23 protein-coding genes are annotated in these 26,662 nt (G+C 50.1%); 3 read left to right on the forward strand and 20 right to left on the reverse strand.

Translation table 11 applies throughout. The features are described 5' to 3' along the window. Positions 1 to 19: 19 nt before the first annotated feature. The 15 genes from FCN15_RS01830 to FCN15_RS01900 form a co-directional block, all read right to left on the reverse strand. The gene (locus FCN15_RS01830; RefSeq protein ID WP_138493222.1) at positions 20 to 1,993 is read right to left on the reverse strand and encodes a stage V sporulation protein D; all 1,974 of its coding nucleotides are present in this window, start codon (positions 1,991 to 1,993) and stop codon (positions 20 to 22) included. 128 nt (positions 1,994 to 2,121) lie between these two features. Next, complete coding sequence (locus FCN15_RS01835; protein ID WP_138493223.1) at positions 2,122 to 4,365, reverse strand: penicillin-binding transpeptidase domain-containing protein; 2,244 nt, start codon at positions 4,363 to 4,365, stop codon at positions 2,122 to 2,124. Positions 4,366 to 4,407: 42 nt separating this feature from the next. Next, positions 4,408 to 4,836, reverse strand: a complete 429-nt coding sequence (locus tag FCN15_RS01840; RefSeq protein ID WP_138493224.1) for a hypothetical protein — start codon at positions 4,834 to 4,836, stop codon at positions 4,408 to 4,410. A gap of 46 nt (positions 4,837 to 4,882) precedes the next feature. Further along, positions 4,883 to 5,845, reverse strand: coding sequence for a 16S rRNA (cytosine(1402)-N(4))-methyltransferase RsmH (rsmH, locus tag FCN15_RS01845; protein ID WP_138493225.1), 963 nt, complete (start codon positions 5,843 to 5,845; stop codon positions 4,883 to 4,885). Positions 5,846 to 5,903: 58 nt separating this feature from the next. Further along, positions 5,904 to 6,341: a division/cell wall cluster transcriptional repressor MraZ gene (mraZ, locus tag FCN15_RS01850; protein WP_138493226.1), complete on the reverse strand. Its 438-nt coding sequence runs from the start codon at positions 6,339 to 6,341 to the stop codon at positions 5,904 to 5,906. 233 nt (positions 6,342 to 6,574) lie between these two features. Further along, positions 6,575 to 7,840, reverse strand: a complete 1,266-nt coding sequence (locus FCN15_RS01855; RefSeq protein WP_138493227.1) for an adenosylhomocysteinase — start codon at positions 7,838 to 7,840, stop codon at positions 6,575 to 6,577. A gap of 21 nt (positions 7,841 to 7,861) precedes the next feature. Beyond that, positions 7,862 to 9,487 carry a bacillithiol biosynthesis cysteine-adding enzyme BshC gene (gene bshC, locus FCN15_RS01860; protein WP_138493228.1) on the reverse strand — a complete coding sequence of 542 codons (1,626 nt, stop codon included), beginning with the start codon at positions 9,485 to 9,487 and terminating at the stop codon, positions 7,862 to 7,864. A gap of 149 nt (positions 9,488 to 9,636) precedes the next feature. Then, complete coding sequence (locus tag FCN15_RS01865) at positions 9,637 to 10,578, reverse strand: ABC transporter ATP-binding protein (RefSeq protein ID WP_138493229.1); 942 nt, start codon at positions 10,576 to 10,578, stop codon at positions 9,637 to 9,639. Continuing rightward, positions 10,569 to 11,564 (reverse strand): ABC transporter ATP-binding protein, encoded by a 996-nt coding sequence (locus FCN15_RS01870; RefSeq protein ID WP_138493230.1) that lies wholly within the window; start codon positions 11,562 to 11,564, stop codon positions 10,569 to 10,571. Before FCN15_RS01870 ends, FCN15_RS01865 begins: the two co-directional genes overlap by 10 nt. Before the next feature lie 11 nt (positions 11,565 to 11,575). Beyond that, entirely contained in the window at positions 11,576 to 12,526 is a 951-nt protein-coding gene (locus FCN15_RS01875) for an ABC transporter permease (RefSeq protein ID WP_138493231.1), read from the reverse strand. A gap of 3 nt (positions 12,527 to 12,529) precedes the next feature. After that, positions 12,530 to 13,462 (reverse strand): ABC transporter permease, encoded by a 933-nt coding sequence (locus FCN15_RS01880; protein WP_138493232.1) that lies wholly within the window; start codon positions 13,460 to 13,462, stop codon positions 12,530 to 12,532. Between the two features lie 169 nt (positions 13,463 to 13,631). Then, a complete protein-coding gene (locus tag FCN15_RS01885) occupies positions 13,632 to 15,344 on the reverse strand; it encodes a peptide ABC transporter substrate-binding protein (RefSeq protein WP_138493233.1) in 1,713 nt (570 codons plus the stop codon). A 247-nt stretch (positions 15,345 to 15,591) separates the two neighbouring features. Then, entirely contained in the window at positions 15,592 to 15,975 is a 384-nt protein-coding gene (locus FCN15_RS01890; RefSeq protein WP_138493234.1) for a DUF3397 domain-containing protein, read from the reverse strand. Positions 15,976 to 15,995: 20 nt separating this feature from the next. After that, on the reverse strand, positions 15,996 to 16,952 hold the full coding sequence (locus FCN15_RS01895) for a ketopantoate reductase family protein (RefSeq protein ID WP_238996460.1): 957 nt from the start codon (positions 16,950 to 16,952) through the stop codon (positions 15,996 to 15,998). A gap of 139 nt (positions 16,953 to 17,091) precedes the next feature. Further along, positions 17,092 to 17,742 (reverse strand): RsfA family transcriptional regulator, encoded by a 651-nt coding sequence (locus FCN15_RS01900; protein ID WP_138493236.1) that lies wholly within the window; start codon positions 17,740 to 17,742, stop codon positions 17,092 to 17,094. Between the two features lie 312 nt (positions 17,743 to 18,054). Here FCN15_RS01900 and FCN15_RS01905 point away from each other — a divergent pair, with 312 nt between their 5' ends. Beyond that, positions 18,055 to 19,131 carry a murein hydrolase activator EnvC family protein gene (locus FCN15_RS01905; protein WP_138493237.1) on the forward strand — a complete coding sequence of 359 codons (1,077 nt, stop codon included), beginning with the start codon at positions 18,055 to 18,057 and terminating at the stop codon, positions 19,129 to 19,131. A 68-nt stretch (positions 19,132 to 19,199) separates the two neighbouring features. On the opposite strand, the gene FCN15_RS01910 is transcribed toward FCN15_RS01905, so the two are convergent. Beyond that, positions 19,200 to 20,477, reverse strand: coding sequence for an ABC transporter substrate-binding protein (locus FCN15_RS01910; protein ID WP_138493238.1), 1,278 nt, complete (start codon positions 20,475 to 20,477; stop codon positions 19,200 to 19,202). Between the two features lie 111 nt (positions 20,478 to 20,588). Further along, positions 20,589 to 21,926 (reverse strand): PhoH family protein, encoded by a 1,338-nt coding sequence (locus FCN15_RS01915; protein WP_138493239.1) that lies wholly within the window; start codon positions 21,924 to 21,926, stop codon positions 20,589 to 20,591. 126 nt (positions 21,927 to 22,052) lie between these two features. On the opposite strand from FCN15_RS01915, the gene FCN15_RS01920 reads away from it, so the two are divergent. Then, on the forward strand, positions 22,053 to 22,712 hold the full coding sequence (locus FCN15_RS01920; protein WP_138493240.1) for a YhcN/YlaJ family sporulation lipoprotein: 660 nt from the start codon (positions 22,053 to 22,055) through the stop codon (positions 22,710 to 22,712). A 69-nt stretch (positions 22,713 to 22,781) separates the two neighbouring features. Here the strand turns inward: FCN15_RS01920 and FCN15_RS01925 are convergent, their stop codons facing one another. Beyond that, positions 22,782 to 23,753, reverse strand: coding sequence for an LCP family protein (locus FCN15_RS01925; protein ID WP_338044354.1), 972 nt, complete (start codon positions 23,751 to 23,753; stop codon positions 22,782 to 22,784). Between the two features lies 1 nt (position 23,754). On the opposite strand from FCN15_RS01925, the gene FCN15_RS19635 reads away from it, so the two are divergent. Beyond that, the gene (locus FCN15_RS19635; RefSeq protein WP_338044355.1) at positions 23,755 to 24,024 is read left to right on the forward strand and encodes a hypothetical protein; all 270 of its coding nucleotides are present in this window, start codon (positions 23,755 to 23,757) and stop codon (positions 24,022 to 24,024) included. Here the strand turns inward: FCN15_RS19635 and typA are convergent. After that, a complete protein-coding gene (gene typA, locus FCN15_RS01930; RefSeq protein ID WP_138493242.1) occupies positions 24,014 to 25,855 on the reverse strand; it encodes a translational GTPase TypA in 1,842 nt (613 codons plus the stop codon). The two genes, FCN15_RS19635 and typA, sit on opposite strands and share 11 nt — an antisense overlap. Positions 25,856 to 25,983: 128 nt before the next feature. Next, the gene (locus FCN15_RS01935; protein WP_138493243.1) at positions 25,984 to 26,481 is read right to left on the reverse strand and encodes a LiaF transmembrane domain-containing protein; all 498 of its coding nucleotides are present in this window, start codon (positions 26,479 to 26,481) and stop codon (positions 25,984 to 25,986) included. Positions 26,482 to 26,662: the final 181 nt, after the last annotated feature.

The following is a 26,662-nucleotide window of genomic DNA, read 5'->3' on the forward strand; positions in this document are numbered from 1 at the left end:
GTCGTTTAATTGCTGATGTCTAATTGCTGCTGCTTTCTTTCTGTTCCTGCTCCTCAATCAGAGTTTCCGCTTCTTTCTCGCTTCCCATATAGATCCGGATCGTAGAGCCCTTCGCTACACGAGAGCCTGCTTTAGGAGCCTGGCTGATGACATAGCTGCCCGCTCCGGATTTGGCAAGCATGAAATTGGAGTTCATGTCCTCATAAATATCTTCGACGGACTGCCCGACCAGATCAGGAACCGTTACGGTCGGTGTCTCGCCATATTTGTATTTCTTGGAGAGTTGATCGGTTCTAGGCTGAATTCCCATATATTCGAGCGAGCTCTTCATAATATTCTTAACGATAGGTGCAGCAACAACGCCGCCGAACTGAATTCCTTCCGGATTATCCACGGCAGTGTAGACAACAATCTGCGGATCGTCTGCCGGGGCAAAACCGATAAACGAGACAATATGCTCATTGGCCGAATAACGCCCGTTGATGACTTTCTGCGCGGTTCCTGTTTTGCCGCCGACACGGTAGCCATCGATAAACGCATTGCCGCCGGTGCCGTTAGCCACCACGCTTTCCAGCGCGGAGCGGATCTGGGAGGAAGTGCTCTCGGAGATCACTTTGCGGACCAGCTCCGGTTCAATCTGCTGCACCGTCTCCCCCGTATCGGGGTTGATCCAGGCTTTGGTAACGTGCGGCTTATAAAGATTACCGCCGTTAATTGCTGCAGAAACAGCGGCCACCTGCTGAATCGGCGTTACGGATACCCCTTGGCCGAAAGCCGTAGTCGCAAGCTCGACCGGCCCGACTTGGGAGGGCTTGAACAAGATCCCGTTCTCCTCGCCGCCGAGATCGATGCCGGTTTTGCTGCCGAAGCCGAAGTTCTTAATATACTTGAACAGCGTATCTTTGCCAAGCTTCTGTCCGAGAGCTACAAACCCGGGGTTGCAGGAATTCTCAACCACCTGCAGGAAGGTCTGGCTGCCGTGGCCCCCTCTTTTCCAGCAGCGCAGCGTAGCGCCTCCTACCTTGACGTAGCCGGGATCAAAGAAACGGTCATTCAGCAGATTGACCTGCTTCTCCTCCAGCGCTGCAGCCAGCGTAATGATCTTGAATGTTGATCCGGGCTCATAGGTCATCCAGATCGGCAGGTTCCGGTTATACACTTCGGAAGAATAGCTCTGGTAATTAGCAGGTTCATAACCCGGCCGGGAAGCCATGGCCAGGATTTCACCGTTCTTGGGATTCATGGCGATGGACCAGGCTCCGTCTGCTTTCAAATCGGTCATTGCTTTGTCCAGCTCACGTTCCATAATACTTTGAATGGATTTGTCAATCGTAAGCTGCATTGTCAGGCCGTCCTTAGGCTCCGTGTACTTCTCGTCCGAGCCCGGCATGAGTCTGCCCGCCGCATCCGACAGGAAGGAAATACTTCCCGGAATGCCTCTCAGCTGCGAGTCATACTTCTTCTCGACTCCAGTGAGTCCCTGATTGTCGATGCCTGTAAAGCCAAGGATATGTGCCGCAAGCCCCCCATAAGGATAATACCTTTTGTTATCTTCGGCAACAACAATGCCCGGCAGCGCCAAATCACGAATCTGCTGCGCCTTTTCCATCGTAATTTTGCGGCCGCCGGGCTTTAGGAACACGGAGGATTGCCTTTTTGAAATCGTGCTGAGTACCTGTTCCTCCGTCATGCCGAGCAAGGGGGCCAGCTTGCGGGCAGTCCCCGGCTTGTCCTTAATCTGGACAGGAATGGCTACGATTGTCGGTGTGGTCACGTTGTAGGCCAGTGCCGTTCCGTTGCGGTCCGTAATCTCTCCGCGTTTGGGTGCAAAGGCAATGTTCCTGCGCCAGTTATCTTCGGCTTTGGCCGACAGTTCCTCGCCTTTCATAAGCTGTACATAACCCAGCCTGACGACAAGCGCAGCGAACATGACAGACAGGATAACCAGCAGCCACAGCAGCCGTTTGCGGATGGTAAGCTTCGAAATCTTCATATCGTGTTTCCCCTTTCTTCCCTGAACGCCTGGTGCTGAAGCAGCTTTGGGGAACATGCCGCAGGCCGCGGCTTGTCAGCTGCCATTTAGTACCAAGCTTATTCAGAAGAAGAAGGGGTTAGAACAAGCTATCCTGGAGGTTCGCTTGAAGAGGCAGACTCATCAGCCGAGTCGTTCTCCGCCGATGTCCCGCCGCTTGCCGCATCGCCTTCCGCTTTCGCTTCTATCTCGGTTTTGGGCGAGTGAAGCTTAAGCTTTACGCTGCGTGAACCGTCTTTATTTGTGGTCTCTGTCTGGCCGTAAACAAACCCTTCGCCTTCGGCTGTAGCTGAGATGCCCATCAATGACAGCACCTCTACGGCATCCCTGAGCGATTCGCCGGTCAGATCCGGAACGGCCATGGTTTTGCTGTCTTCCGTCAGCAGATAAATCCGCTGGCCGGATTCCATCTGTGTGCCCTCTTTCGGAAATTGGGACACAACCTTGCTTCCTTTGCCAAGGATTTCGTAAGCAATGCCGTCCTTGATCAGCTCGCCGGTTGCATCCTTCAGCGCTTTGCCTGTAAAGGAAGGAGCTTTAACGCCGGCCGAAGCTTTGGAATCAGCCGATTCCTTCGTGACGGTAGTCTTCGGCACGCCCATATAAGGCAGCGCTTTGCTCACAATTTCCTTGAAGACCGGCGCAGCGGCCGTACTGCCGCCCAGCTCGGAGTTCTGCGGCTGGTCAATCACCACCAGCACCAGGATTTTTGGATCGTTGACCGGAGCGTACCCGATAAAAGAGACCACGGACTTGGAATAGTCGTATTCCCCGTTCACAACCTTAACCGCAGTCCCCGTCTTACCGGCGACGCGATAGCCGTCAATATAAGCATGACGGCCCGTACCGATCTTCTGGTCGGATACGACCTGCTCCAGATAGCTGCCTACTTCCTTGGCGCTCTCTGCGGAAATGACCTGCCGGACAACCTTCGGCTCGGTCTCCGACGTTTTCCCCGTATTCGGATCCGTAATGGATTTAATGAGATGAGGCTCCAGCAGCTTGCCGCCATTGGCAACCGCGGATACCGCAGCTACCTGCTGGATTGGAGTTACGAGCAGCTGGCCGTGTCCATAGGAGGCGGCAGCGTAGTCGGCCGCATATTTCATGTTAACCAGACCGCTGAGCTCCCCTGGAAGCTCGATGCCCGTCTTTTGGCCGAAGCCGAATTGTTCAATATAATCCTTAAGCTTCTCGGGTCCCAGCTTCTCATAGCCCAGTTTGACGAAAGCGACGTTACTTGAACGTTTGACGCCCTCAAGGAAGGTAATATTGCCCCATCCCGAACGGTTGATGTCGTGAATGGTCTGTCCGGGAACACGGATGCTGCCGGATTGATATGTCTCATTCGGGTTAAACAGGCCTTCCTGCACGGCACCGGCCAGCGTTACAATTTTAAAAGTAGAACCCGGCTCGTATACCGAAGTCAGCGCATGATTCGTGAAGTTCTCCGGCTTGGCGTCCACCCAGTAGGTGTTCGGATTAAAGGTCGGCATATTGGCCATACCCAAAATCTCCATCGTGTTGGGATCCGCCGCAATAACCGTCATGCTGATCGGCTTCAGGCTGTCGTAAGCTTTCTGCATGGCCGATTCAATATAGTACTGGATCGTGCTGTCGATCGTTAATTTGATATTGTCGCCATTCTTGACCGGCGTGTACATTTTGTCGGCTTCCGGAACTTCAATTCCTTTGGGATCGGTTTCGTACTGCAGTTCACCATCCTGGCCTTGAAGCTGTTTGTTAAAATAAGCCTCCAAGCCGGTCACCGGCTTACCGTCACGATTCATATAACCCAGAATATGCGACGCTAGGGTCTTCTGCGGATAATAGCGTTTCGTTTCATTGACAAAAGAAATTCCGGAATCGCTGATATGATGCTCTTCCTTGATCTTCTTCTGCAGCTCTTCAACCTTGTTCTTTACTTCGAGATCTACCTTCCAGCCCTCAAGCCGCACTTCCCGCTGGGCGTACAGCTTTCCTTCATCATCTTTCGCGTTCACCAGGGCCAGAAGCTCATCCTCCGGCTTGCCCAGGATAGAATGCAGTCCTTCGACTACATCCGCCTGAATCTTATACTGGTCAATGATCCGCGGATTTACCGCTACCGTATAAGCCGGAATATCTACGGCCAGCGTTTCTCCGTTCCGGTCTGTGATCGTCCCGCGGGCAGCTTTGATCACTTCTTTCTTGGACCACTCTTTCTCTGCATAATCCTGCCAAAATCCGGCGTTAACCACCTGAATCCAGAACACTCTGGTCATTAAGACAATAAAAAAGAGGGTGGTTAGTCCCCCTATTAACAGTGTCCGCATCTTTATTCTTCTGGTCATCGCACAAACCTTCTTTACTTCTTATTTCTACTTATTTCATCGTTATTTCTGCGCCGTCGCAGGCAGCTCCTCCGACTTGTCATCCGTTACCGTCCCGTCTTCTTCGTTAATCCGTATTCCGTCAGTCTCAGGCGAAACAAAACCAAGCTCCTGCTGAGCTCTTTGGGGAACGAGATTCAGCAGCTTCTGCTTCTCCACCTCAGACTCGGTAATTTGGGTCTGGTAGCTCTTGATGTTGTTCTCAGCCGTATGAATCTGCGTCTTCAGCTCGTAAATGAAAGCATATCTCCAAATCAAAACACCTGCGATGGCTACAAAACAAATCAGGGTGATCATATAAAGCAGCTTCTCACGCATCGGAAGATGCGATTTGCGGGTCACGACCTTGGTAGTTTCCCTGTATTTGGGCGCTCCGTGTACTCTTTCAGGTCTATTCTCTTGAACTGCAAGGTTGCCCCGCGTATAAGCCATATTCATTACCCTCCACAACTTGTTGTTTATTTGATGCTACTAACTCCTACTTCAGCTTCTCCGCAACACGCAGTTTAGCTGACCGTGCCCGCGGATTCTGCTGCAATTCTTCTTCTGACGCTACAATTGGCTTTCTGTTAACCAGCTTAAGTATTCCTTTCTCGCTTGCGCCGCAGGCGCATATCGGCAAGTCAGGCGGACAAACGCACTTACTCACATACTCTAAATAAATCTGCTTGCACAACCGGTCCTCCAGGGAATGAAACGTAATGACCGATGCCCTTCCTCCTGGAGCCAGACAGCGTACTGCCTGATGAAGAGCGTCTTCAAATGCGCCCAGTTCGTCGTTCACCGCAATCCGGAGCGCCTGAAAGCTGCGTTTGGCCGGATGACCGCCTGTCCTTCTTGCCGCAGCAGGAATGCCGGCCTTAATGAGTTCAACCAGCTGGCCTGTTGTTTCTACCGGTGAAGATTCCCGCGCTTCAACAATGACTCTGGCAATTCGTCTGGAAAATTTCTCCTCGCCATATTGAAACAAAATTCTGGCTATTTCCTTCTCCGGCCATTCATTGACGATATCCCGGGCGGTCAGGTCTGTCGAACGATCCATCCGCATATCCAGCGGAGCATCCGAGTTATAGCTGAAGCCGCGTTCGCCTTCGTCAAATTGGGGAGAGGAAACCCCGAGGTCAAACAAAATACCGTCTACCTGCGGCACGCCGTTAACCTGCTTCACTTCCGGAAGTTCCAGCAGCTTCTCTTGCAAATGCCTGAAGTTGCTCTTAACCAGGATCAGCTTGTCCCCGTATTCCGCAAGCCGTTCTTTCGCATTGTCATGCGCCCAGTCATCCTGGTCGAATGCAATGAGTCTTCCTTCAGAACCAAGCTTGGATAAAATGACCGAGCTGTGGCCTCCGCCGCCAAGCGTACAATCGACATAAATGCCGTCCGGCTTAATATGCAGCCCTTCTGTCGCTTCTTCTTTAAGCACTGTGATGTGATGGAACAAAGCTGCAAACCTCCAAATTCAATCCGCTTAAACCTTCCTTAGAAGGTTATATCGGTATTTACAAATCAAAATTGAAATCAACCAGCTTCTCGGCAATTTCGGTGAACGTATCCTCCGATTGATCGAAGTACTGGTGCCAGGTCTCCCGGTTCCAAATCTCTACCCTGTTGGAAACGCCGAGCACGACACAGTCCTTCTCCAGCTTGGCATATTCCCTTAAATTAGCGGGTATATTTACCCTTCCCTGTTTATCCCATTCGCATTCCGTCGCCCCTGAGAAAAAAAACCGGGTAAACGCGCGCGCATCGGACTTCATCAGCGGCAGCGCCTTAAGCTTATTCTCAAGCACTTCCCATTCGGACTGCGGATAAACAAACAGGCAGTGGTCCAAACCGCGGGTAACGACAAAGGAGGTTCCTAAAGAGTCGCGGAATTTAGCCGGGATCGTAATCCGGCCCTTATCATCAATGCTATGTTGGAATTCCCCCATAAACATCGGATTGCTTCACTCCCTACCTCTTTACCCCACTTTGACCCACTTTCCACCACTTGAGATATAACTATTCTGCATCCCTCCCGGTTTTCCTGCTAAATTGATAAAAAAAGTTAATGGTAATTTCATACAATAAAAAACTCCTCATCACGGTGATATTCCGTAAAGAGGAGTCTTCTTAATAGTTCTTCTATAAGATGTCCGCCTATTCAGCGGACCCGCGAGCCGGCTTCCGCTCAGGCCTGCCAGCTGTCCAAATAAGCCTTCTGCTCGTCGCTTAAGACATCGATTTCAATGTTCAGGCTTTCCAGCTTGTAGCGGGCCACCTGCTCATCAATTTCATAAGGAACGTTAACCACGGTTTTGCCGATTTCCTTGTAATGCTCATTGACATATCTCAAGCCCAGGGCCTGCAGCGCAAAGGTCGTATCCATAATTTCTGCAGGGTGTCCGTCCGCCGCAGCCAGATTCACGAGGCGGCCTTCGCCAAGACTGTAGATTTTGCGGCCGTCCTTGAGGCGGTATTCTTCGATATTTTTACGGACTGTACGTACAGATTCGCTCCGCGCTTCCAGATCCGGCTTACTGAATTCCACGTCAAAGTGGCCGGCATTGGCCAGAATTGCCCCATCCTTCATCACGTCATAGTGCTCGCCGTTAATGACATACTTGTTGCCCGTAACGGTAATGAAGAAATCGCCCAGCTTCGCCGCTTCCAGCATCGTCATCACGCGGAAGCCGTCCATATGGGCTTCTACGGCCTTAATCGCATCCACTTCGGTAACAATAACGTTGGCGCCCAAGCCTTTGGCGCGCATCGCCACCCCTTTGCCGCACCAGCCGTAACCGACTACAACGACCGTTTTGCCGGATACAACAAGATTGGTCGTGCGGATAATGCCGTCCCAGGCCGATTGTCCCGTGCCGTACCGGTTATCAAACAGGTATTTACAGTAGGCGTCATTCACCGCGACCATTGGGAATTTCAGCAGATTCTGCTTGTCCAGCGCCTTCAGCCGGATAATGCCGGTCGTTGTTTCTTCCGCACCGCCGCGGATATTCTCCCCAAGCTCCGGGCATTCCGACTGCAGCAGGGTTACCAGGTCGCCGCCGTCGTCGATAATAAGATCCGGCTTGGATTCCAGCGATTTGCGGATCAGCTGCTTATATTCGGCAGGTTCCGGATTATATTTTGCAAATACGGTAACGCCATCCTCGACGAGGGCTGCACAGACATCATCCTGTGTGGACAAGGGATTGCTGCCTGTAATTGTCACCTCGGCGCCTCCCGCCTGCACGACTTTCGCCAAATAAGCGGTTTTCGCCTCGAGATGAAGGCAGATCGTTACCTTCAGGCCTTTAAACGGCTGGTCCTGTTCAAATTGTCTCCGAATCCGGTTAAGCACAGGCATGTGGGCTTCTACCCAATCAATCTTCAGATGGCCCTGCGGCGCCAGTCCGAGATCAGCGATGATGCTGTTCTCCTTAGCATTTGCTGCCATTCCTGCAGCCTCCTTCAGCTCTTATAGTAGAATCAGCTTATGACAGCTGTTCGTTTCATAGGGAATCTCCATCAAGTGATCCATAAATTCGGACCCATAACGATTAAGATAATAGAAGATATTATATACACGCTCCTGAAGCTTATCCTGGGGCATCAAAGACAGATGAATCCGGTCCCAATGCCGAAGTGTTGCATCATGGGCAGCGGCCAGCGCCTCTTTAGCTTTATCCCGCAAATAGTCCATTTGAGACAGGATCCGTTCCTGATTGGAACCGCCGAGTCTGATAAGCCCTTTCTGGATGGTGCCGAGCTCTTCAATTAAAGGTTCATATAAGCGGTTAAATACCTCTTTCACTTCGTCAAACCGCTCATCAATGCGCACATGATCCTGCTGAAGGAGCCAGGCCGCCCTTTTGTCCTCATAAGCATCCCTTACATCTTCATAAGTCAGGCTGTACATGTCCATGTACTTCTGCAGAGTCCCTTCCACAACGGTAAAAGACATCCGCGGCAGCAATATCGGCATCTGCAGGCCCATTACGCGGAACGCCTGCTTGAGCAGCGCCCAGTAGGCGATTTCGCCGTCTCCCAGCACAAATCCGAGCACCGGCAGCAGCGCATCCTGCATTAACGGCCGGGTAAGCACGTTGTTGCTGAAGCGTTCAGGGTGCTGATCCACCTCTTGAAGCAGTTCTTCCCTGGAAAAAGAAACCCGGCCCTTCCGGTCCTGAAACTGCTCGCCGTTCCGGAACAGCAGGAGCCGTTCTCCTTCATGAATGTAAAATAGATTAGCACCATCCTCGGCAACCTCGGCCTGCTCTTCAAGGCCCATTTCCCGGATTTGACGGGCTGCTTCAATATAAGAAGCCGTCAGTTCGTCCCCTTTACGGATGACGGCCTTGAACATTTCTTTCTCCAGCTGGCGCAGCTGCGGATCAGCTGAATCCAGCAGAATAAGGCCATATGGACCAAACAGCCTGCCAAGCAACTTGGCGAAGCTCACAGAAAGAGTCTCGGACACCGATTCACGCAGGTCGGACATCAGCTGCGGCTTGAATTCCGTATCCGGGAGCAGTTCGTTCAGCTCAGCCAAAGCTTTGCTCCACTCCTCTTCCTCTACAGGAGTGTAGCTGACGGAATTGCGATGATCATCGTCCCGGTACATGCGGATTCGCGATACCTTCAAATCTTTCGACAGGACGTATGTATGATTCGCTTCATCCCAGTCGTGGTCCTCTCCCGCAATCCAGAAGACGGGTACGACCGGACGTCCTAATTCGGCTTCCGCCTTTCTCGCAGCCTGGACAACCGTTGCCGCCTTGTAAATGACGAGCAAAGGGCCGGTAAACAGGCCGGACTGCTGGCCGCCGACAATTACCGGAGTTCCTTTCTGCTCGAGCCGTTCCAGCGATTCCGCTACTTTGGGATGCGGATTATACAGTTTATTATATGTCCGGAGAACATCCACGACGTTATGACGGTCAATGCGGCTGCCCTCAGTATGGTCAAGCCAGTTCAATCTTGCCTGCCAGCTGGCCGGCTCTGTCGCATCACTTTGATATAAATGAGCGACACTCGAAAAATCCGCTACAAGCGCGGCTGCCAGAGGCTGCCTTGCAGATAGCGGTTTATCAATTATCTTCATCTCTAAGTCAGTCCTCCTGTTTCCTACTGCATGCAAACTCTTCTTGATTGTAACGGAGCAGCGCGTTTCCGTCAAAGCTATTCAAATTTTTTCATAAAAGAAGAAGACCCGCAGGCTCACCTGCGGGTTTACTTCTATTCAATCCAGAACTATTTACGAGGCATAGCAACGAAATGGCCTTTGGAAACTTCCACAAGCTCGGAATTCTCCAAATCAAAAGCCCCGCCGGAGCCTGCATCATTTTTCCCTGAAATCGGACCGGTAGCATCATCCTGCAGCAGAATCCGCTTCTTGTTAACCTCTACCTCCGGATCCGGAATCGGAATCGCGGACAGCAGCGTTTTCGTGTAAGGATGCTGTGGGTTGGAGTACAGCTCTTCACTCGGAGCAAGCTCTACCACCTTACCCAAATACATAACGGCCACGCGGTCACTGATGTGCTTAACCATGGACAAATCGTGCGCGACGAACAAATAAGTAAGGCCTAATTTGTTCTGAAGCTCTGTCAGCAGGTTCACGACCTGAGCCTGGATAGATACGTCAAGCGCTGAAATCGGCTCATCACAAATGATGAATTTCGGATTAACGGCAAGCGCACGGGCGATCCCGATCCGCTGACGCTGACCGCCGGAGAATTCATGCGGATAACGGGAAGCATGCTCGGATTTCAGACCAACCATATCGAGCAGCTCTTCAACCCGTTTCTTGCGTTCCTGACGGCTGCCGGCAAGACCGTGAATATCCAGCGCTTCGCCAATGATGTCCATGACGGTAAAACGCGGATTCAAGGATGCATAAGGATCCTGGAAAATCATCTGCATATCGCGGCGCATGGCTTTCATTTTACGCGGGGACAGCTTGTAAATGTCCGTTCCTTCAAAGCGAACGCTGCCTGCTGTAGGTTCGTAAAGGCGCAGAATCGTACGACCAGCGGTCGATTTACCGCAGCCGGATTCCCCTACCAGACCAAGAGTCTCCCCTTTTTGAATCGAAAAGCTGATATCATTAACGGCCTTCAGCGTACTGCCTTTGCCAACGTTAAAAAACTTCTTCAAACCGTCCACTTCAATTAAAGGTTGACTCAAGACGATTTCACCTCCTGTGCCATTGGGTGATGCAGCCAGCAGCGGGCCATGTGAGTCTCGCTGAATACAGTCGCATCCGGATCAATTTGTTCGCAGACTTTCATCGCATGCGGACAGCGGGCTGCAAACGGACAGCCGACCGGCGGCTTGATCAGGTCAGGCGGTGTACCCGGAATCGGAATCAAAGGCTCGTCTTTGTTTTGGTCAACACGCGGCAAAGAACGAAGCAAACCTTGCGTATACGGGTGGCTCGGGTTCTTGAAGATTTCCCATTTCGTTCCCGTTTCCACAACTTCACCGGCATACATAACGATTACGCGGTCACACATGCCGGCAACTACGCCGAGGTCATGGGTAATCAAAATGATTGATGTCCCCAATTTTTCCTGCATGTCTTTCATGACATCCAGAATTTGAGCCTGTATCGTAACGTCGAGCGCGGTCGTCGGTTCGTCGGCGATCAGCAGCGCAGGCCGGCAGGCCAGAGCGATCGCGATCATAACCCGTTGACGCATGCCGCCGGAGAATTCGTGGGGATACTGGTTATAACGAGCTTCAGCGTTTTTGATGCCTACCATTTTCAGCATTTCAATGGCTCTTTTTTTAGCTTCCTGACCGGACAGATTTTGGTGTTTAATCAAACCTTCCGTAATTTGGCGGCCTACTTTAATTGTAGGGTTAAGTGAAGTCATTGGATCCTGAAAAATCATCCCGATGTCTTTCCCGCGGATTGCTTCCATCTGTTTGTTCGTTTTATTTAAGAGGTTCTCACCATTAAAAATAATTTCGCCATTTTTAACGAATGATGGCGGTGAAGGAATCAAACGCATGATCGACTGCGCGGTAACACTCTTACCACTTCCGGACTCACCTACGATACCGATCGTTTCACCTTTGCCCAATTCGAAGTTAACACCGCGGACGGCCTGCACCTCTCCGCCTCTTACTTTAAAAGAAACCTGAAGATCTTTAACCTTTAAAATGGGTTCCATAATTTCACCCCCTATTTTTTCAATTTAGGATCAAGCGCGTCACGGAGACCGTCGCCAAAAATATTAAATGCAAGCATCGTTACACTGATCAGGATAGCCGGGAAGAGCATCCGCCAAGGATAGTACATCCAGCCTGTCAATGCGTCGTTAACCATCGAGCCGAGTGAAGCGACCGGAGCCTGTACGCCCAGACCCAAGAAGCTTAGGAATGCTTCCGAGAAAATTGCGTTCGGTACGGACAAAGTCAGCGTAACGATGATCGGACCTACAGCATTCGGCAGCAGGTGACGGAACAGCAGACGGCCGGAGCCGGCACCCATGGAGCGGGAAGCCAATACGAACTCGCGGTTCTTAAGCTGCATAATTTCACCGCGGACAATCCAGGACATATTAATCCAGCCGGTGATCGTCAGGGCCAATATGATCGTTCCCAAACTTGGCTCAAATACGACCAACAGAAGAATCGTTACCAGCAGGTAAGGAATAGCATAGATGATTTCGGAAAACTTGTTCATGATTTCATCAACGCGTCCGCCGAAATAACCCATGATACCGCCGTAAATAACACCAATCAGCAAGTCAATCAAGGCGGCGACAAGACCAACGATCAGGGAAATCCGTGCGCCCATCCATGTACGGACAAACATATCGCGGCCCAGATCGTCCGTTCCGAACCAGTGATCCTTCAAGGATGGAGCCTGGTTAGTAGCGAGCAGATCATTTGTATAATAGTTGTATTTTGAAATCATAGGTCCAACTATTGCGGCAATTACAATCAGTCCAAGGACAATCAATGCCCCCATAGCTACCTTATTCTCCACAAGGCGCTGCCAGGCATCCTTCCAAGCAGAAACGCTCTCGCGCTGAATGACCTCGGCGTTCTTCTCAGAGGCATCCAGCTTCCGGAAATCATCAGGCGTCAATGCCGCGGTTTGTTTTACTGTATTGGAATCTAAAGACATTAATTAGCCCTCCTTCCTTGAACTTAATTTAACGCGTGGATCCACAACAACATACAATAGATCTGAGATGAAACGAGCGAGCATCAGCAGGACGCCATAGAAGATGGTAATCCCCATGATGAGCGGATAGTCCCGGTTGGTGATCGATTCGACAAACTGTTTACCGATCCCGCCAATCCCGAAGACCTGTTCAATAACTACAGAACCTGTAACAATATTTGCGGCCATAGGTCCCATATACGTAATGACCGGCATAATGCCGTTACGGATAACGTGTCTGAACATAATTGTGAACCAGTTCAAGCCTTTTGCCTTAGCAGTCTTGATGTAGTCTGCATGAAGCACCTCGAGCATGCTGGAACGCGTCAAACGGGCAATAAAGGCTATCGGCTGTGCAGACAGCGCAACTACAGGCAGTACATAATCAAGCGGCGTTTCAAAACCCATAACTCTAAAGATATGCAGTTTAAAAGCAAAGAAAAATTGGAGCAGCGCTGCAAGTACAAAGCTTGGTACAGCAATTCCCAATACAGCTAAGACCATCGCAACGTTATCGATCAGCTTGCGGTGGTAAAGGGCTGCCAGCATCCCCAGCAGGACTCCGACAATAATCGACACAATAATAGCGACGACACCCAATTTCAGGGATGCTGAGAAGGTTTTCATAATTAGATCGGTTACATCCTGGTTAACGTGCTTCATCGAAATCCCGAGATCTCCATGCAGAACGTTAACTAGATATTTGCCATACTGTTCATACAACGGCTTGTCAAAACCATATTGCTCAAACAGACGAGCTCGAATTTCGGGCGGAACCTTTTTCTCCGACTGAAACGGGTCACCCGGAATGGCCTTCATCAAGAAGAAAGTGGCCGACACCAGAATGAATAGTGAGACCAGCATATAAAACAATTTATTCACAACATAGCGAAACATGTCCGATTTTGCACCTCCTTTGTCGAATAAAAGCAACTTAAAAAAATTTTACCTAAATACGCCAAGATTGTCTATTGGCAATACATAAAAAAACGGGATATATGTGGATATCCACACATATATCCCATAAGTTATAAAGTTAAAGCAAGTTCTTCACAAAATGAAGCTCTTAGTGCTCAAGGATGTAAGCTCTGGAGTAGTCAACGGAACCGCTGTAGTCCAAAGTTACGCCTTTCAGGTAAGGTTTAACCAATGCCGGATTTGTATAGTAGTAGATCGGCATGATACCCATTTGGTCACCGATCAAGATTTGTTCGGCTTTACGGAAATCTTCCATACGAGCTTTGTTGTCAGAGTTTTTGTAAGCATCAGCAGCAAGAGCATCGTATTCAGCGTTGTTCAACTTGATATCGTTGTTACCGCTCTTCGTTGTCCACATGTCGATAAATGTCATAGGGTCGTTGTAGTCAGGAACCCAGCCGGCACGAGCAATTTGGAAGTCGCCGTTTTGACGGTTTTTGATGAATACGCCCCACTCTTGGTTTTCGATTTGAACATCTACGCCAAGGTTTTTCTTCCACATATCAGTGATTGCCAAGGCAATTTTCTTGTGGTTGTCGTCAGTGTTGTAAGTCAATGTAATTGAAGGGAGAGAAGTAATGCCTTCTTCAGCCATACCTTCTTGCAGCAATTTCTTAGCTTCTTCAACATTTTCAGTGAAGTAATCTTCAGGATATTCTTCACGGAAAGATTTTTCAGCGCCATTGATGCCCGGAGGAATCAAACCAAATGCTGGAACTTGTCCAGCTTTAGTTACATTGTCGACGATAGATTGACGATCAATCGCCATTGCGAATGCTTTACGGATTTTTGCATTATCAAAAGGTTTAGCTTGAGTATTGAACTCGTAGTAGTAAAGACTTGCTACAGGATCAATATGGAATTCGTCTGCAAATTGATCTTTAAGAATTTGAATCTGGTCAGAAGGGATGTTACCGTTCGGTTGACCTGCACGGTCAAGTTCGCCGTTTTGGTAGGACAAAACTTCTGTAGCTGCACTGTTTACAACAGTTGCTTTGATCGTTTGCAGCTTAATGTCTTGGTTATCCCAGTAGTTAGGGTTCTTAGCAAACTCCATGGATTGACCTGTTACAAGACTAGTCAACGTGAAAGGACCGTTAGTAATCATAGTGCTTGGATCAGTAGCCCATTTGTCGTTGTTTGCAACGGACTTGTGAACAGGGAAATAAGTGTAGAAAGAAGTCAAGTTAAGGAAATAAGGAGTTGTGTTCTCCAAAGTTACTTCAAGCGTATAATCGTCAGTCGCTTTTACGCCTACTTGGGAGAAATCCGTAATTTTACCTTCATTGAAAGATTGAGCATTCTTGATGTAATACAGCTGGTAAGCATAAGCAGGAGCAGGTTGAGTGTTAGGATCCAGAACTCGCTGCCAAGCAAATACGAAATCGCCTGCAGTTACAGCATCGCCGTTGCTCCACTTAGCATCTTTACGAAGGTGGAACGTGTAAGTTTTGCCGTCTTCGCTGATATCCCAAGATTCAGCTACACCTGGAACTTCTTTGGAGTTCTCGTCAACACGAACCAAACCTTCATACATCAAGTTCAGAGCTGTGTGCGCCTGGTTGTCCTGCGCCTGCGCCGGGTCAAATGTCGGCACATCAGCTGCGAAGTTAATATGGAGCGTTTGATCGGATGCCAGTTTTTCTTCGCCGGCATTGCTGCTACCTGTGTTACTGCTGCTGTTTGTGCCCTTGTTACCGCTGTTTGCAGCCGAGTTGTTATTATTGGATCCGCATGCGGACAATACAACGCCTACTGCAAGAACAAGCGTCAGAAGGACAAGCCATCTTTGCTTCTTCATGTAACTTAATTCCCCCTACTAATTTTGATGTGGTTTATTTTTCAGATTATACAACCGTCGGTTAAAAAAATCTATTATAAATTTTAGCAAAATACAGAATTGACACAAGTTATCTCACATGAAAGTGCTTTTATTTCCAATTGATATTTAATACCTTACATATTCATGTTAGGTTAATTCCTGTATTTTCCTGAGCCGTTCCTTTAGGAATGGATGCTCTCACTTCCCCTGCGATTGAATCGTATTGTTATATTGCCCATATGTATGGAAATAATCCGATGATAAAGAAAATAACGTAAGCCGCACTTGTCAGCAGAAAGGAAAGCCTCCACACAGCTCTTACAAGCCTCTTGGGATCCACTTTTCCCTTTATACGATTTTGAGCCCCTCCGATCAGACCTGCGCAGACCAGCATAAACAGCAAGATCAAATAAAACCCGAAGCTCGTCCCAAAAATCTGGTTGAACAGAGCCGATACAGATAGAATCAGAAATAAAGTTGTTACATCCATGGCCAGAAGCACCGATCTCTTCTTGTCGCGCTTCCAGGCATAATATCCGATAAAGACCAGCAAAAAAGGAATTATCGGAAGAACCGTTAAAGCCATCATAGGCTGTACGAGAAACCCCATGCTTACACCCCTCCTTTCCTTTATCCGGCCTGCAGCAAACCTTTGACCAGGCGCCAGACCATCTCATGCGCCGGGCAGGAGATTCCTGCTTGAGCCGCCAATTCAACTAAATAGCCATTAATATAATCCACTTCAGTCTCTGCGCCCTTCATGACGTCCGAAAGCATTGAAGAGATGTTGCCTGAGGTTGAGCGGCATACGCTCTTGATGTGTCCAATAAGATCCTCTTCAAAAAGAATGCCTGCCGCCGAATAAACCGCGATCCCTTCCATGATCAGCCTCTCAAGCATCTCCTCCCTTTCAGCCGTCGCCAGGAGTTCACCGTTTGGAATACGCCAAATAGCGGTCAAAGGATTAATGGCCGCGTTCACTAACAATTTCCTATGTATTTCTTTCTCGATCTCTTTCGACACCGATACCTCAAATCCTGCTTGACTCAGAACTGCCGCCAAATTCTCCAACGCAGGGAACTCACAGCCTAGCAGTGCTCCTACCGATGTCCTCCCGGGTTTTGAACGGATAATGTGGTTGGCTTCAGGCCTTTTAGCTCCTTCGGTTGTTACAGCGGCTGACAAATACTCCCGCGGTACTGCTTGAGCGATCCGCTCCAAATGCCCCATTCCGTTCTGCAGGCATACAACCGGCCGTTTCCCTGCGTGGAGGGAGGATAAGCGTGCGAGGAGATCTTCTGTCAGATGGCGCTGCTTAACCGCCAGCAGAATCCAGTCATGACCGGCGTCCGAGGAGCCGGAGCTGCCTTTTTCCTGTTGATACGCTGACTCAGCAAAAGGGGCTGCCATTACCCCGCTTACGGTTTGTTCCGTTCCATCCTGCTGCTGTATCTTGATTCCGCTATGATTAATCAGCTCTGCCTGCTCTGCCGTCCGCGTCCAAAGGCGGACTTCGCTGCCCGCAGCTCTCAGCCGGGCCGCAAAGAGAAGACCAATTGCTCCCGCTCCAACAATATCAATCCCCAATTGGACCTCTCCCTTCGATTTGATTCTTTACCTTTATACCAAAATCTGCCCAAAATCAAAAGAGCCGCTTCAGATGGCGGCTCTTATCCCTGTATGTGTATTTCGTCCGGCCTGCATGAGTAAGCCCGATTACAGCCGGTTACTCAATCCGTTCCAGGTTCCCGTTGGCATCCATTTTGAACTTGGACTTCTCTTCCTCTTCTTCATTCAAGAAGGCCAGCCTGCGGGCGCGGTCCATAATTTGAATCAAAGCTTTGTAATCATCGTTCACAACCCTGTAATCGGTCTGCACTTCGCTCACCTGATTGGATAAACGCTCGTTCTCCTCTCTCAGATAAACGAGCTCCTGCTCCTTCTCCTGAAGCTGCTTCTCCAGATTTCTTAACTGGCGGCCGTTGTCCTGCAGGGAGACCTTCCAGCTTTTAAGAAAACGAATGACTGCGTCAATCGAAAGACTTTCCTCGGTCATATTTTCACTTCTGTAGACATTATTGTCCAGCTCGACTTCAGCCAAGCCTGCAATGGAGACATTTCCCGGGGAATGGGGCTGCTTCTTCAGATAGTTCCTCTTTTGACGCTGTGCTTTGGCGACCTGTATCGCCGATTCGTATCTTTTGCGGACACAGCTGTTCCATCTAAAGCCGCACGCCGCGGCTGTTCTTCCGATCCGTTCACCTACTTCTTCAAACGCAGTTAATTGGGTGCTGCCTTCCCTGATGTGCCTTAAAGTGACCTCAGCTAATATTAAGTCATCTTCGGCACTCCAAGCGTCCTGTCTCACTGCTGTCATGCGATATAAACCCTCCTAACGACATCCTGAATGATCAGTCTATAACAACCGGCTGTTTCCGGCTGTCTGATAATAAAAACTGCTTATTACATCTCTATGCCTCTCTTAAAGTTCATAGAATCTATTTGCTATCTGTATTTCCAAATTTTCATCTATCCATACCTGCCATAGCCGTATGCAAAAGCCTGTCAGCACAAGGGCGGTCAAGCCATCCCCTCTGCCAAGGCAAAATGGGAGGTTTGGTCTTATTCTGGAACAAGTTATCATATAGTTATATGTATCTTTCACTTTGATTTCAGGAGGAGTGCTTTGTTGCGCCAGACTTTAAGATTGCTGGTCACCGCTGCTTGGTTTGCCGCCTCCGTGCTCGCCCCCGGTACCCTGCTTGCAGATCCGAATCCGGACGACACCCATCAGGTTCTGGAGAACAGCTTATCCATTATCGAAATTGACCGTGAAATTGCAAAAATCGAACAGCAGCAGCAGGATCTTGAACATTCTATTGCCGCTAACCAGTCCAGCCTCTCCGCTAAGGAGAAAGAGATCGGCACATCAAGAGAGGCAGCCGGTGAACGCATAAGGGCCTACTATATGGGGGAAAGGGAGGATCTGCTTGCCGCCCTCCTGTCCGTGAAGAGCTTCCGGGATTTCTTAACTGCTTATGACTATATCAGCCTCATCTTTGAACAAGATCAGAAAGTGATCCGCGAGTATAAGCAGGCCTATGCCGCCCTGGAGCAGAACGAGCAGGAGCTGGAGCAGCTGTCGGATCAGCTGAAGCAGACGAAATCAGACCTGCTGGCCCAGCGGGACCGTGTTGAAGCGCTGCAGGAGGACGTCGACCAATCTATTGCAGACAGCGAGGACCCCGAGCAGCTCAAGGAAATGATTGACCAGTTGGGCAGCTACTGGAACAATGTGGGATTGGAAGAGGTCAGAAAATATTTCAAGGCTCTGGATGGAGCCATGAGGGATTTTCCGGATTTCCTTGAGCAAAATGGAGCGAGCCTCGTCACTAACGGCTTGAATTACACCCTTACGATTAAAGAAAAAGAGTTAAATGCTTTTCTCCTATCCAAGAATGAATTATTCAAAAATTTCGCGTTCCATTTCGAGAAGAATCAGGTAACCGCCGAAGGGAAGGAAGGAGAGCTTGAGCTGCGTGTTGAAGGGCACTATTCTGTGGAGAACGAGCCTGAGAATGCCATTATCTTCCACGTTGATAAGCTGGTATTTAACGGTTTTACTCTTCCGGATACAACAGCCCGGGATCTGGAGGAGCAATTCGATCTGGGCTTCTACCCGCAGGAAATGATGCCTTTCATAAAAGCTGAATCGGTCGAACTGAAGGATCAGCAGATGATTGTAAAATTAAAGCTCGCCCTGTGAGGGCGAGCTTTAGCATTTTTCAAGAAATAGACAGACGAATAAGACCGGCCGGCAGATTAACGTCCGATTCAAGGCTGCAAATCACCGGCCAGCTCGCTTTGAAGCTGCTGGGCTGAAGCTGTCCCGCTCAGAAATTCGCTTGCCTGCACCGAGAGCTGTCTGATCAACCCGGGTGTCCGGTCACTGACCGGGGGCAGCCAGTAAGACTGCTTACTGCCGCCGTCCGGAAGCCAGTAGGCAATCTCATTATCCACAGATGCGTCATAAAGCGACTTTAAAGCAGGCAGCAGCCCTTCCTGCTCGTAGGCGTCTTTCTGCTCGGCCGCTTCCGTCATGGCAGTGATCCACTGGCCCGCGGCTTCCGCCTCTTCAGTATCAGAAGCTACAGCAAAGCTCCGGCCGAATAAAGTCATCCGGTCAGCCGCACCGGTATTGTCAGGTGTCTCCGCCTGCAGCCCGGTTCCGCCGGTATGCTGCCTGAACTCGGAGTAGGGCATCAGAGCCATAGCAGCTTGTCCCTGCTCCAGCTGGCTCCAGACGTTCTCCATTTCGCTGTCTCCGTCAAAATTCCTCAGAGCAGGACGGAGCATCTCTAACAGAAGTACAGCATTCTTGTCTTGTTCCGATAACGAGCCGCTTGAATCCTTGAGGGTTAAGGTGCCGCCTAAACGGTGAAACAAGGTGACAAACGCCTTCGGATCATCAAAGCTGACCGCAAGCAAACTGAGCTGCTCTTTCGTTTGGGTCCGAAGCTCCTGAACCGACTTCATCAGCTTGTCCCATTCCTCACGGCTGGCCGGAACCTTCTTCATGCCGAGCTTAAGCAATGTATCGGGATTATAAACAAATACATAAGGGTCCATGTCTTTGGGAACGGCCCAGACATATCCATTCCATTCACTGTATGCCTGAAGCGAGCTGAGCGAATTGCCGGCAGCCGCACCGGTGAAATAATAGTCGATGGGAAGCAAATACCCTTTGACGGCAAACTCCCGGATCCACTCGTTATCAAGCAGCAGGATATCCGGAGCGTCATGAAGCGCCAGCTTCTGCTTGAAGAGGGCGTAAGCATCTTTCCCGTATTCATTGACCAGCTCCACGCTCACCTGGTGGCTTTGCGTAAAGAGTTCATTCCGCTGCTGCAGCAGCTTGAAAGCGCCGGGCTCCATCTGTACAGCTACTGTCAGATGTCCCGGCGTATCCTCCACCTCCCGGTCGGGAAGCGGAGGATTCTCCAGATAGCCGGTATCATCATTGGCAACATAGCTGCGGTCTGCTCCCGGTGACAAACTGATTAAGGCAAGCAATAATATGGCAAAAAGCACCCAATAGTTTCTTCGCTTCACAGCCTTGTCTTCCTCTCATCAATCACCGGATCGCAGTCACCGGCTCAGCGTTTAGCTATATTGTAACAAATTATACGCTGATAAGCTGACAAAAAAATGTAACGGTTACACTTACAGCAAATCGGCGGCAAGCTGCGCCAGCTTGGATCGCTCGCCTTTTTCCAAAGTGATGTGCCCGCTGATCCCCTGCTGCTTGAACCGGTCTACCAGGTAGGACAAACCGTTGCTCGAAGCATCCAGGTAAGGATGATCGATCTGTCCGGGATCTCCCATGAGGATAATTTTACTGCCTTCACCCACTCGGGAAACGATCGTCTTGACTTCATGCCGGGACAGGTTCTGCGCTTCATCCACGATAATAAACTGGGACGGTATCGAGCGGCCCCTGATATAGGTTAAGGCTTCAACCTGAATACTGCCCAGCCCCATCAGAATTTTATCGATATCTCCCGCTTTCTTCGTATCAAACAAATACTCCAGATTATCATAGATAGGCTGCATCCAGGGCCGCAGCTTCTCGTCTTTTTCCCCCGGAAGATAACCGATGTCTTTCCCCATAGGCACAACAGGCCGGGCGATCAGCAGCTTCTTAAACCGGTGCTCATCCTCTACTTTCAGCAGGCCGGCTGCCAGGGCAAGCAGCGTTTTGCCGGTGCCGGCTTTGCCGGTAATCGTGACAAGAGGAATGTCATCGTTCAGCAGCAGCTCGAGCGCCATCCTTTGCTGCGCGTTACGGGCGGCGATGCCCCAAACCGGATCATTGCTCAAGTACAACGGCTCCAGCCGTGTGCCTTCGCTGTTTACCTTCAAGAGGGCGGATTTGCCCGTGCCCATCTCGTCCTTGAGAATCACAAATTCATTCGGATAGAGCGAATAAGACAAGTTGAGGGGTTTGACTGCCAGGAACCGATAGGTGTAGAACTGGTCGATAATCGAAGGATGAACCAAAATTGTGGAATATCCGCAGTACAGATCATCCGGCTCCGCTGTCCGGTCCGACAAATAATCCTGTGCAGGGATGCCTAAAACGTCAGCCTTAATGCGGACCAAAACGTCTTTGCTGACAAGAACAACGGAGCGTTTCTCAGCTTCAGGGAGATCGATTTGTTCATTCAGATAATTTAGGGCAACAGCTAAAATCCGGTTATCGTTCGTAACTTCCACAAACATTTCCTGGACTCTCACATAACTCCGGTGGTTCAGTTCCACCTTCAGCGTGCCCCCGCTTTGCAAAGGAACACCGTCATGCAGCTGGCCAAGCGCCCGCAATCCGTCAAGGAGTCTGGAAACGCCGCGGGCATTCCGGCCAATTTCATCGGCATTTCTCTTCTTGGAGTCGATTTCCTCTAGGACAACCGCCGGTATGACTACCTCATGCTCCTCAAAAGCAAAAATCGCATTGGGATCGTGCAGCAGCACATTCGTGTCCAGAACAAAAATTTTCTTCATTCGCATCCCTCCGGTTTTTGCATCCCACATAGATATACATATTTGAGTTTTGCCCCGGACAGAATAAAAGCAGAAAATTCGATGAAAAAACAATCAAGCGATTCTCACCAAGAAAGGAAGATGAACATGCGCAGCTGGATATGTATCCTCGCAGCCGCGGCCGTAATAACCTCTCTTACCGGATGCGGGGCTAAAAATGGTGCGGGCAGCGCAAGCAATGCCCAGAATCAGACTCAGCGGATGCAGAGCACGGCCGGACAAGGAGCACGGAACCTGAATCAGACGCAAATAAATAACAATACAAACCAGCAGGGGCAGCTTTCGGCTGATCAGCATCTGGAGCAGCTTGCCGTCAAGGTTCCAGGTGTAAAGAGCGCTCATGTAGTAATGATGGGCAATACCGCCATCATCGGCATTGATGTTGACGGCAAGCTGGACCGTTCGCGGGTCGGCACCATCAAATATTCAGTGGCTGAAGCCGTGCATAAGGATCCCCGCGGTGCAAATGCCATCGTGACAGCTGATGCCGATTTATCCCACCGGCTGGCGGAGATGGGCAGCAGCATCCGGGAAGGCAGACCGCTGAAGGGAATGGCTAACGAATTGGCGGATCTTATCGGCCGGATTGTTCCGCAAATGCCCGGCGATGTCAAGAAGAATGAAGATATCCAGCAGATCTCCCCTTCCCAGAATCCGGTTAATAAGCAGAACATTCCAAACGCAAACGGGCAAAATTCCAACCGCAATCTGACGCCGGCAGAGCGCAGCGGCAGCACGGGTAAATAACCGGTTCAGAATTGCTGAGCCAACAGCAAACGCCACTCCTTGGAGGAATGGCGTTTTTGTGCTTTTGAACTATTCATTACTCGATGCCGAAGCTGCAGTGTCGTCAGCAGACTGGACGGTCTTGCCGGCGAGTTCGTCTTGAAGCGCCTGCTTAGCCGCTTCCAGCTCGTCGTCATGCAAATAAACGTAAGGAGACTTCCAGTCACCCGTGATCGGCATGAAGTGGACATCTTCCTTCGAAATATTCCAGTAGGCTGCGATCATGTTCTTGATCTGGCCCTGCTCGAGATCGGTTGTCATGTTGTCGCCGAGCGACTGAATGGCTTTGCTGGCTCCCAGAACGCCGTTCAGCGATTTGGCTTGGTCAATCAGCGCATGAAGGACTTCATTCTGACGGCGGTTGCGGTCAAAATCATCGGAGGCATCGGTCTTAGGCGAGCAGTTCGATTTGCGGTAACGCACATAATCGAGCGCCTGCTTGCCATCCAGATGCTGCTCACCTTGTTTCAGATTGATATCTGTTCCGTCAGCAGTATCCTTGTAGCACATATCCTTGTCCACATTGACGTCTACGCCATCCAGCGCATCCACAACCTCACGGAACCCCTGGAAATTCAGAACCGTTACGTAGTCAATATCCAGATCGAAAAATTTGCTCATCATGGTCTTCATTTCCTCTTCAGCAGACTCGCCGGACTTCTTCTCGGCAGCCAGGAAGTTGGGATAGAAGGCATTGATTTTGTTGGTCTTGTAGCCGTCCATGGAGACTCTCGTATCCCGCGGAAGTGACACAACCGTAGCCGATTTGGTCTGCGGGTTCATCGCAATAACCATGATAACATCACTAAGATGAGTGCCGGTTTCAGGCCGGTAATCCGTACCAAGCAGCAGCATGGACAGCGGCTTGACATTCGCTTCCTGTCCGGATGCTACGGGCTGATCCGTTCCGGCATCATTGATCGTTTTGTTGACGTTGTAAGCCAAGTATCCCGCATATGCGCCTGCCCCGATTACAAGGATAATTAGAACGGCGAGCAGCATTTTGAAGAAACGTTTGACCGGGCTTGATTTCTTTTTCTTTGCGCTTGGTTTGGCAGGAGTTCTTGTGCTGCCCCCGCTTTTCCGCTGGCTTTGCCTTGGAGGGAGGCCTCCGTTTTCTGATGGACTCATTTCTAACACCTTTTTCTTTCGTAATATGGGCAAAGAAAAGCCGGACACCACCGCGTCCGGCTTACTCCTGACGGATTACCGCCGGTTTCCTATAAACGATTTGCAGCTGCAGAAAGTTACATCAAGCAATTTTATGAATTAGCATTCGCCATTTTGCGGTGTTTCTCCGCACGTTCACGCTCGCTCTTGTTCAAAATCTTCTTGCGAAGGCGAACGGATTTAGGCGTAATTTCGCAGTATTCGTCGTCGTTCAGGTATTCCAGCGCCTGCTCAAGAGAGAACAAACGAGGAGTCTTCATCTTCACAGTATCGTCTTTTGTTGCGGAACGGACGTTTGTTAATTGTTTTTCCTTACAGATGTTAACGACGATGTCGTTATCGCGCGTGTGCTCGCCAACGATCATGCCTTCGTAAATCTCGGCGCCCGGTTCTACAAACAGAATACCGCGGTCTTCAATGGACAAAATGCCGTAAAGCGTGGAAACCCCGTTCTCACTGGATACCAGTACGCCTTCATGACGGCCCCCTACCTGACCGGTAACGAGCGGACCGTAGCTGTCAAACGCATGGTTCATTACGCCATAGCCGCGGGTCAAAGTCAGGAAGTGCGTGCTGTAACCAATCAAGCCGCGGGCCGGAATCAGGAATTCCAGACGGACCTGGCCGGTTCCGTTGTTAACCATATTAACCATTTCAGCCTTGCGGTACCCGAGGCTCTCCATTACTGCGCCCATGTTCTCTTCCGGAACATCGATCAGCAGACGTTCGATCGGTTCCATCTTCTGGCCGTCAATTTCCTTAACAATAACTTCAGGCTTGGAGACTTGAAGCTCGTAGCCTTCACGGCGCATATTCTCGATCAGAATGCCGAGGTGCAGTTCACCGCGTCCCGAAACGATAAAGGCGTCAGGGCTGTCTGTTTCATCCACACGAAGGCTGACGTCCGTCTCCAGTTCTTTGAACAAGCGCTCGCGAAGCTTCCGGGATGTTACCCATTTGCCTTCACGGCCTGCAAAAGGACTGTTGTTCACAAGGAACGTCATCTGCAGTGTCGGCTCATCAATCTTAAGGACCGGCAGCGCTTCAGGCTGGTTCGGATCGGCAATCGTCTCTCCGATATTGATATCTTTAATACCCGCGATCGCGATAATGTCACCTGCGCCCGCTTCTTCAATTTCTACACGGCGCAGGCCGGCGAAGCCGAACAATTTCTCAATACGGGCAGACTTTCTGCTGCCGTCACGCTGGATAACCGTAACAGGCTGGCCGGAGCGGATGATTCCGCGGTTCACACGGCCGATGGCAATACGGCCCAGATATTCGTTGTAATCCATCAGAGTCACCAGGAACTGCAGCGGCTCGTCTACTTTTTCAGTAGGGGATGGGATATTTTGAATAATGGTTTCATACAGGGCAAGCATGTTGTCATCCTGCTTCTCAGGGTCAAGACTTGATGTACCGTTAAGGGCAGAGGCATAAACAACAGGGAACTCAAGCTGCTCCTCGCTCGCATCAAGCTCGATGAACAGATCCAGCACCTCGTCGATCACTTCAGCCGGACGTGCTGCCGGGCGGTCGATTTTATTCACAACCACAATTGGGGTCAGGTTGGATTCCAAAGCTTTGCGCAGAACGAACTTCGTCTGCGGCATGCAGCCTTCATAAGCGTCTACGACAAGGAGAACGCCGTCTACCATTTTCATGATACGTTCCACTTCGCCGCCAAAGTCGGCGTGTCCCGGGGTGTCCACAATATTAATCAAATAATCTTTATAATTGATTGCTGTGTTCTTCGCCAGGATCGTGATGCCGCGTTCCCGTTCCAGATCGTTTGAATCCATGGCGCGTTCCTGAACGGCCTCGTGCTCACGGAAAGTCCCTGATTGCTGGAGCAGTTTGTCTACCAAAGTGGTCTTGCCGTGGTCAACGTGGGCAATAATCGCAATATTGCGAATATGGTCTCTTGAATGCATGATTTATCTCCAAATCCCTTCTATATTCTCTATTCATCAAAAGAAGCGCCGGAACACTAGGGCCGACGCTGCACATATCCATTTCATTATACGCAAATTTCAGTAAATTTCAAGACATTACACAAGCATTACCATTTGGAACGGCTTCGTCCGCGGAAAGCAATCAGCCATACGCCGGCCACAATCAGCAGAAATGCCAGCAAATAAATAAAGGAGAAAGTAAACAGCGTTATGCCGAACAGCAGGACGGAAACGGCAAGCAGTGCGGCCGCAGCCGGAAAAATACCCGAGGTGCGCGAGGTGCCCGCCGCAGCATCATAGAAGAACAAGCCAAGTGCAATACCAAATACAAAACCCGGCCATAAATAACGCAGGGTGTCATAACCGAACAGGGTTGCGATCATAAAAATAATGCCGTAAACAATCAAGGCGCCTGCCGGAACCAGCGCAGCTGAAGGCAGCCTGCGGCCTGCGGCCGCCATGTACAGCAAAATGCCCGAAGCCAGCAGGAGCAGCGGCCAGAATTTGCTGCCAATAAAAGTAAACACGCCCCATTTGCCAAGTAAAATGACCAGGCCTGCTGCAAGAATCAGAACGCCTGTCGTCAGCTTGTTGCGATCGGACATTTCAACACGCACCTTTCGAGATTGACATCGGCGGGACAAGTACCTACAATTTACGACAGCCCCTTTACTCATTTATATTAAATGAAATCGGTGCAAAAAACTACCAAGTCAAGCTAATTTCGCCCTAAGTGTCCCCTATCCTGGAGGATAACCTTTTTTGCGGAAAATATAAGCGGTAAGC

The sequence above is a fragment of the Paenibacillus pinistramenti genome (assembly GCF_005869875.1).
Lineage (GTDB): Bacteria > Bacillota > Bacilli > Paenibacillales > Paenibacillaceae > Fontibacillus > Fontibacillus pinistramenti.

Bases quoted from the DNA above. Each gene is read 5' to 3' on its own strand.
- FCN15_RS01830 (WP_138493222.1), bottom strand. From the start codon at position 1,993: ATGAAGATTTCGAAGCTTACCATCCGCAAACGGCTGCTGTGGCTGCTG.
- FCN15_RS01835 (WP_138493223.1), bottom strand. From the start codon at position 4,365: ATGACCAGAAGAATAAAGATGCGGACACTGTTAATAGGGGGACTAACC.
- FCN15_RS01840 (WP_138493224.1), bottom strand. From the start codon at position 4,836: ATGGCTTATACGCGGGGCAACCTTGCAGTTCAAGAGAATAGACCTGAA.
- mraZ (WP_138493226.1), bottom strand. From the start codon at position 6,341: ATGTTTATGGGGGAATTCCAACATAGCATTGATGATAAGGGCCGGATT.
- FCN15_RS01855 (WP_138493227.1), bottom strand. From the start codon at position 7,840: ATGGCAGCAAATGCTAAGGAGAACAGCATCATCGCTGATCTCGGACTG.
- bshC (WP_138493228.1), bottom strand. From the start codon at position 9,487: ATGAAGATAATTGATAAACCGCTATCTGCAAGGCAGCCTCTGGCAGCC.
- FCN15_RS01870 (WP_138493230.1), bottom strand. From the start codon at position 11,564: ATGGAACCCATTTTAAAGGTTAAAGATCTTCAGGTTTCTTTTAAAGTA.
- FCN15_RS01875 (WP_138493231.1), bottom strand. From the start codon at position 12,526: ATGTCTTTAGATTCCAATACAGTAAAACAAACCGCGGCATTGACGCCT.
- FCN15_RS01880 (WP_138493232.1), bottom strand. From the start codon at position 13,462: ATGTTTCGCTATGTTGTGAATAAATTGTTTTATATGCTGGTCTCACTA.
- FCN15_RS01885 (WP_138493233.1), bottom strand. From the start codon at position 15,344: ATGAAGAAGCAAAGATGGCTTGTCCTTCTGACGCTTGTTCTTGCAGTA.
- FCN15_RS01890 (WP_138493234.1), bottom strand. From the start codon at position 15,975: ATGGGGTTTCTCGTACAGCCTATGATGGCTTTAACGGTTCTTCCGATA.
- FCN15_RS01900 (WP_138493236.1), bottom strand. From the start codon at position 17,742: ATGACAGCAGTGAGACAGGACGCTTGGAGTGCCGAAGATGACTTAATA.
- FCN15_RS01915 (WP_138493239.1), bottom strand. From the start codon at position 21,926: ATGAAGAAAATTTTTGTTCTGGACACGAATGTGCTGCTGCACGATCCC.
- FCN15_RS01920 (WP_138493240.1), top strand. From the start codon at position 22,053: ATGCGCAGCTGGATATGTATCCTCGCAGCCGCGGCCGTAATAACCTCT.
- FCN15_RS01925 (WP_338044354.1), bottom strand. From the start codon at position 23,753: ATGCTGCTCGCCGTTCTAATTATCCTTGTAATCGGGGCAGGCGCATAT.
- typA (WP_138493242.1), bottom strand. From the start codon at position 25,855: ATGCATTCAAGAGACCATATTCGCAATATTGCGATTATTGCCCACGTT.
- FCN15_RS01935 (WP_138493243.1), bottom strand. From the start codon at position 26,481: ATGTCCGATCGCAACAAGCTGACGACAGGCGTTCTGATTCTTGCAGCA.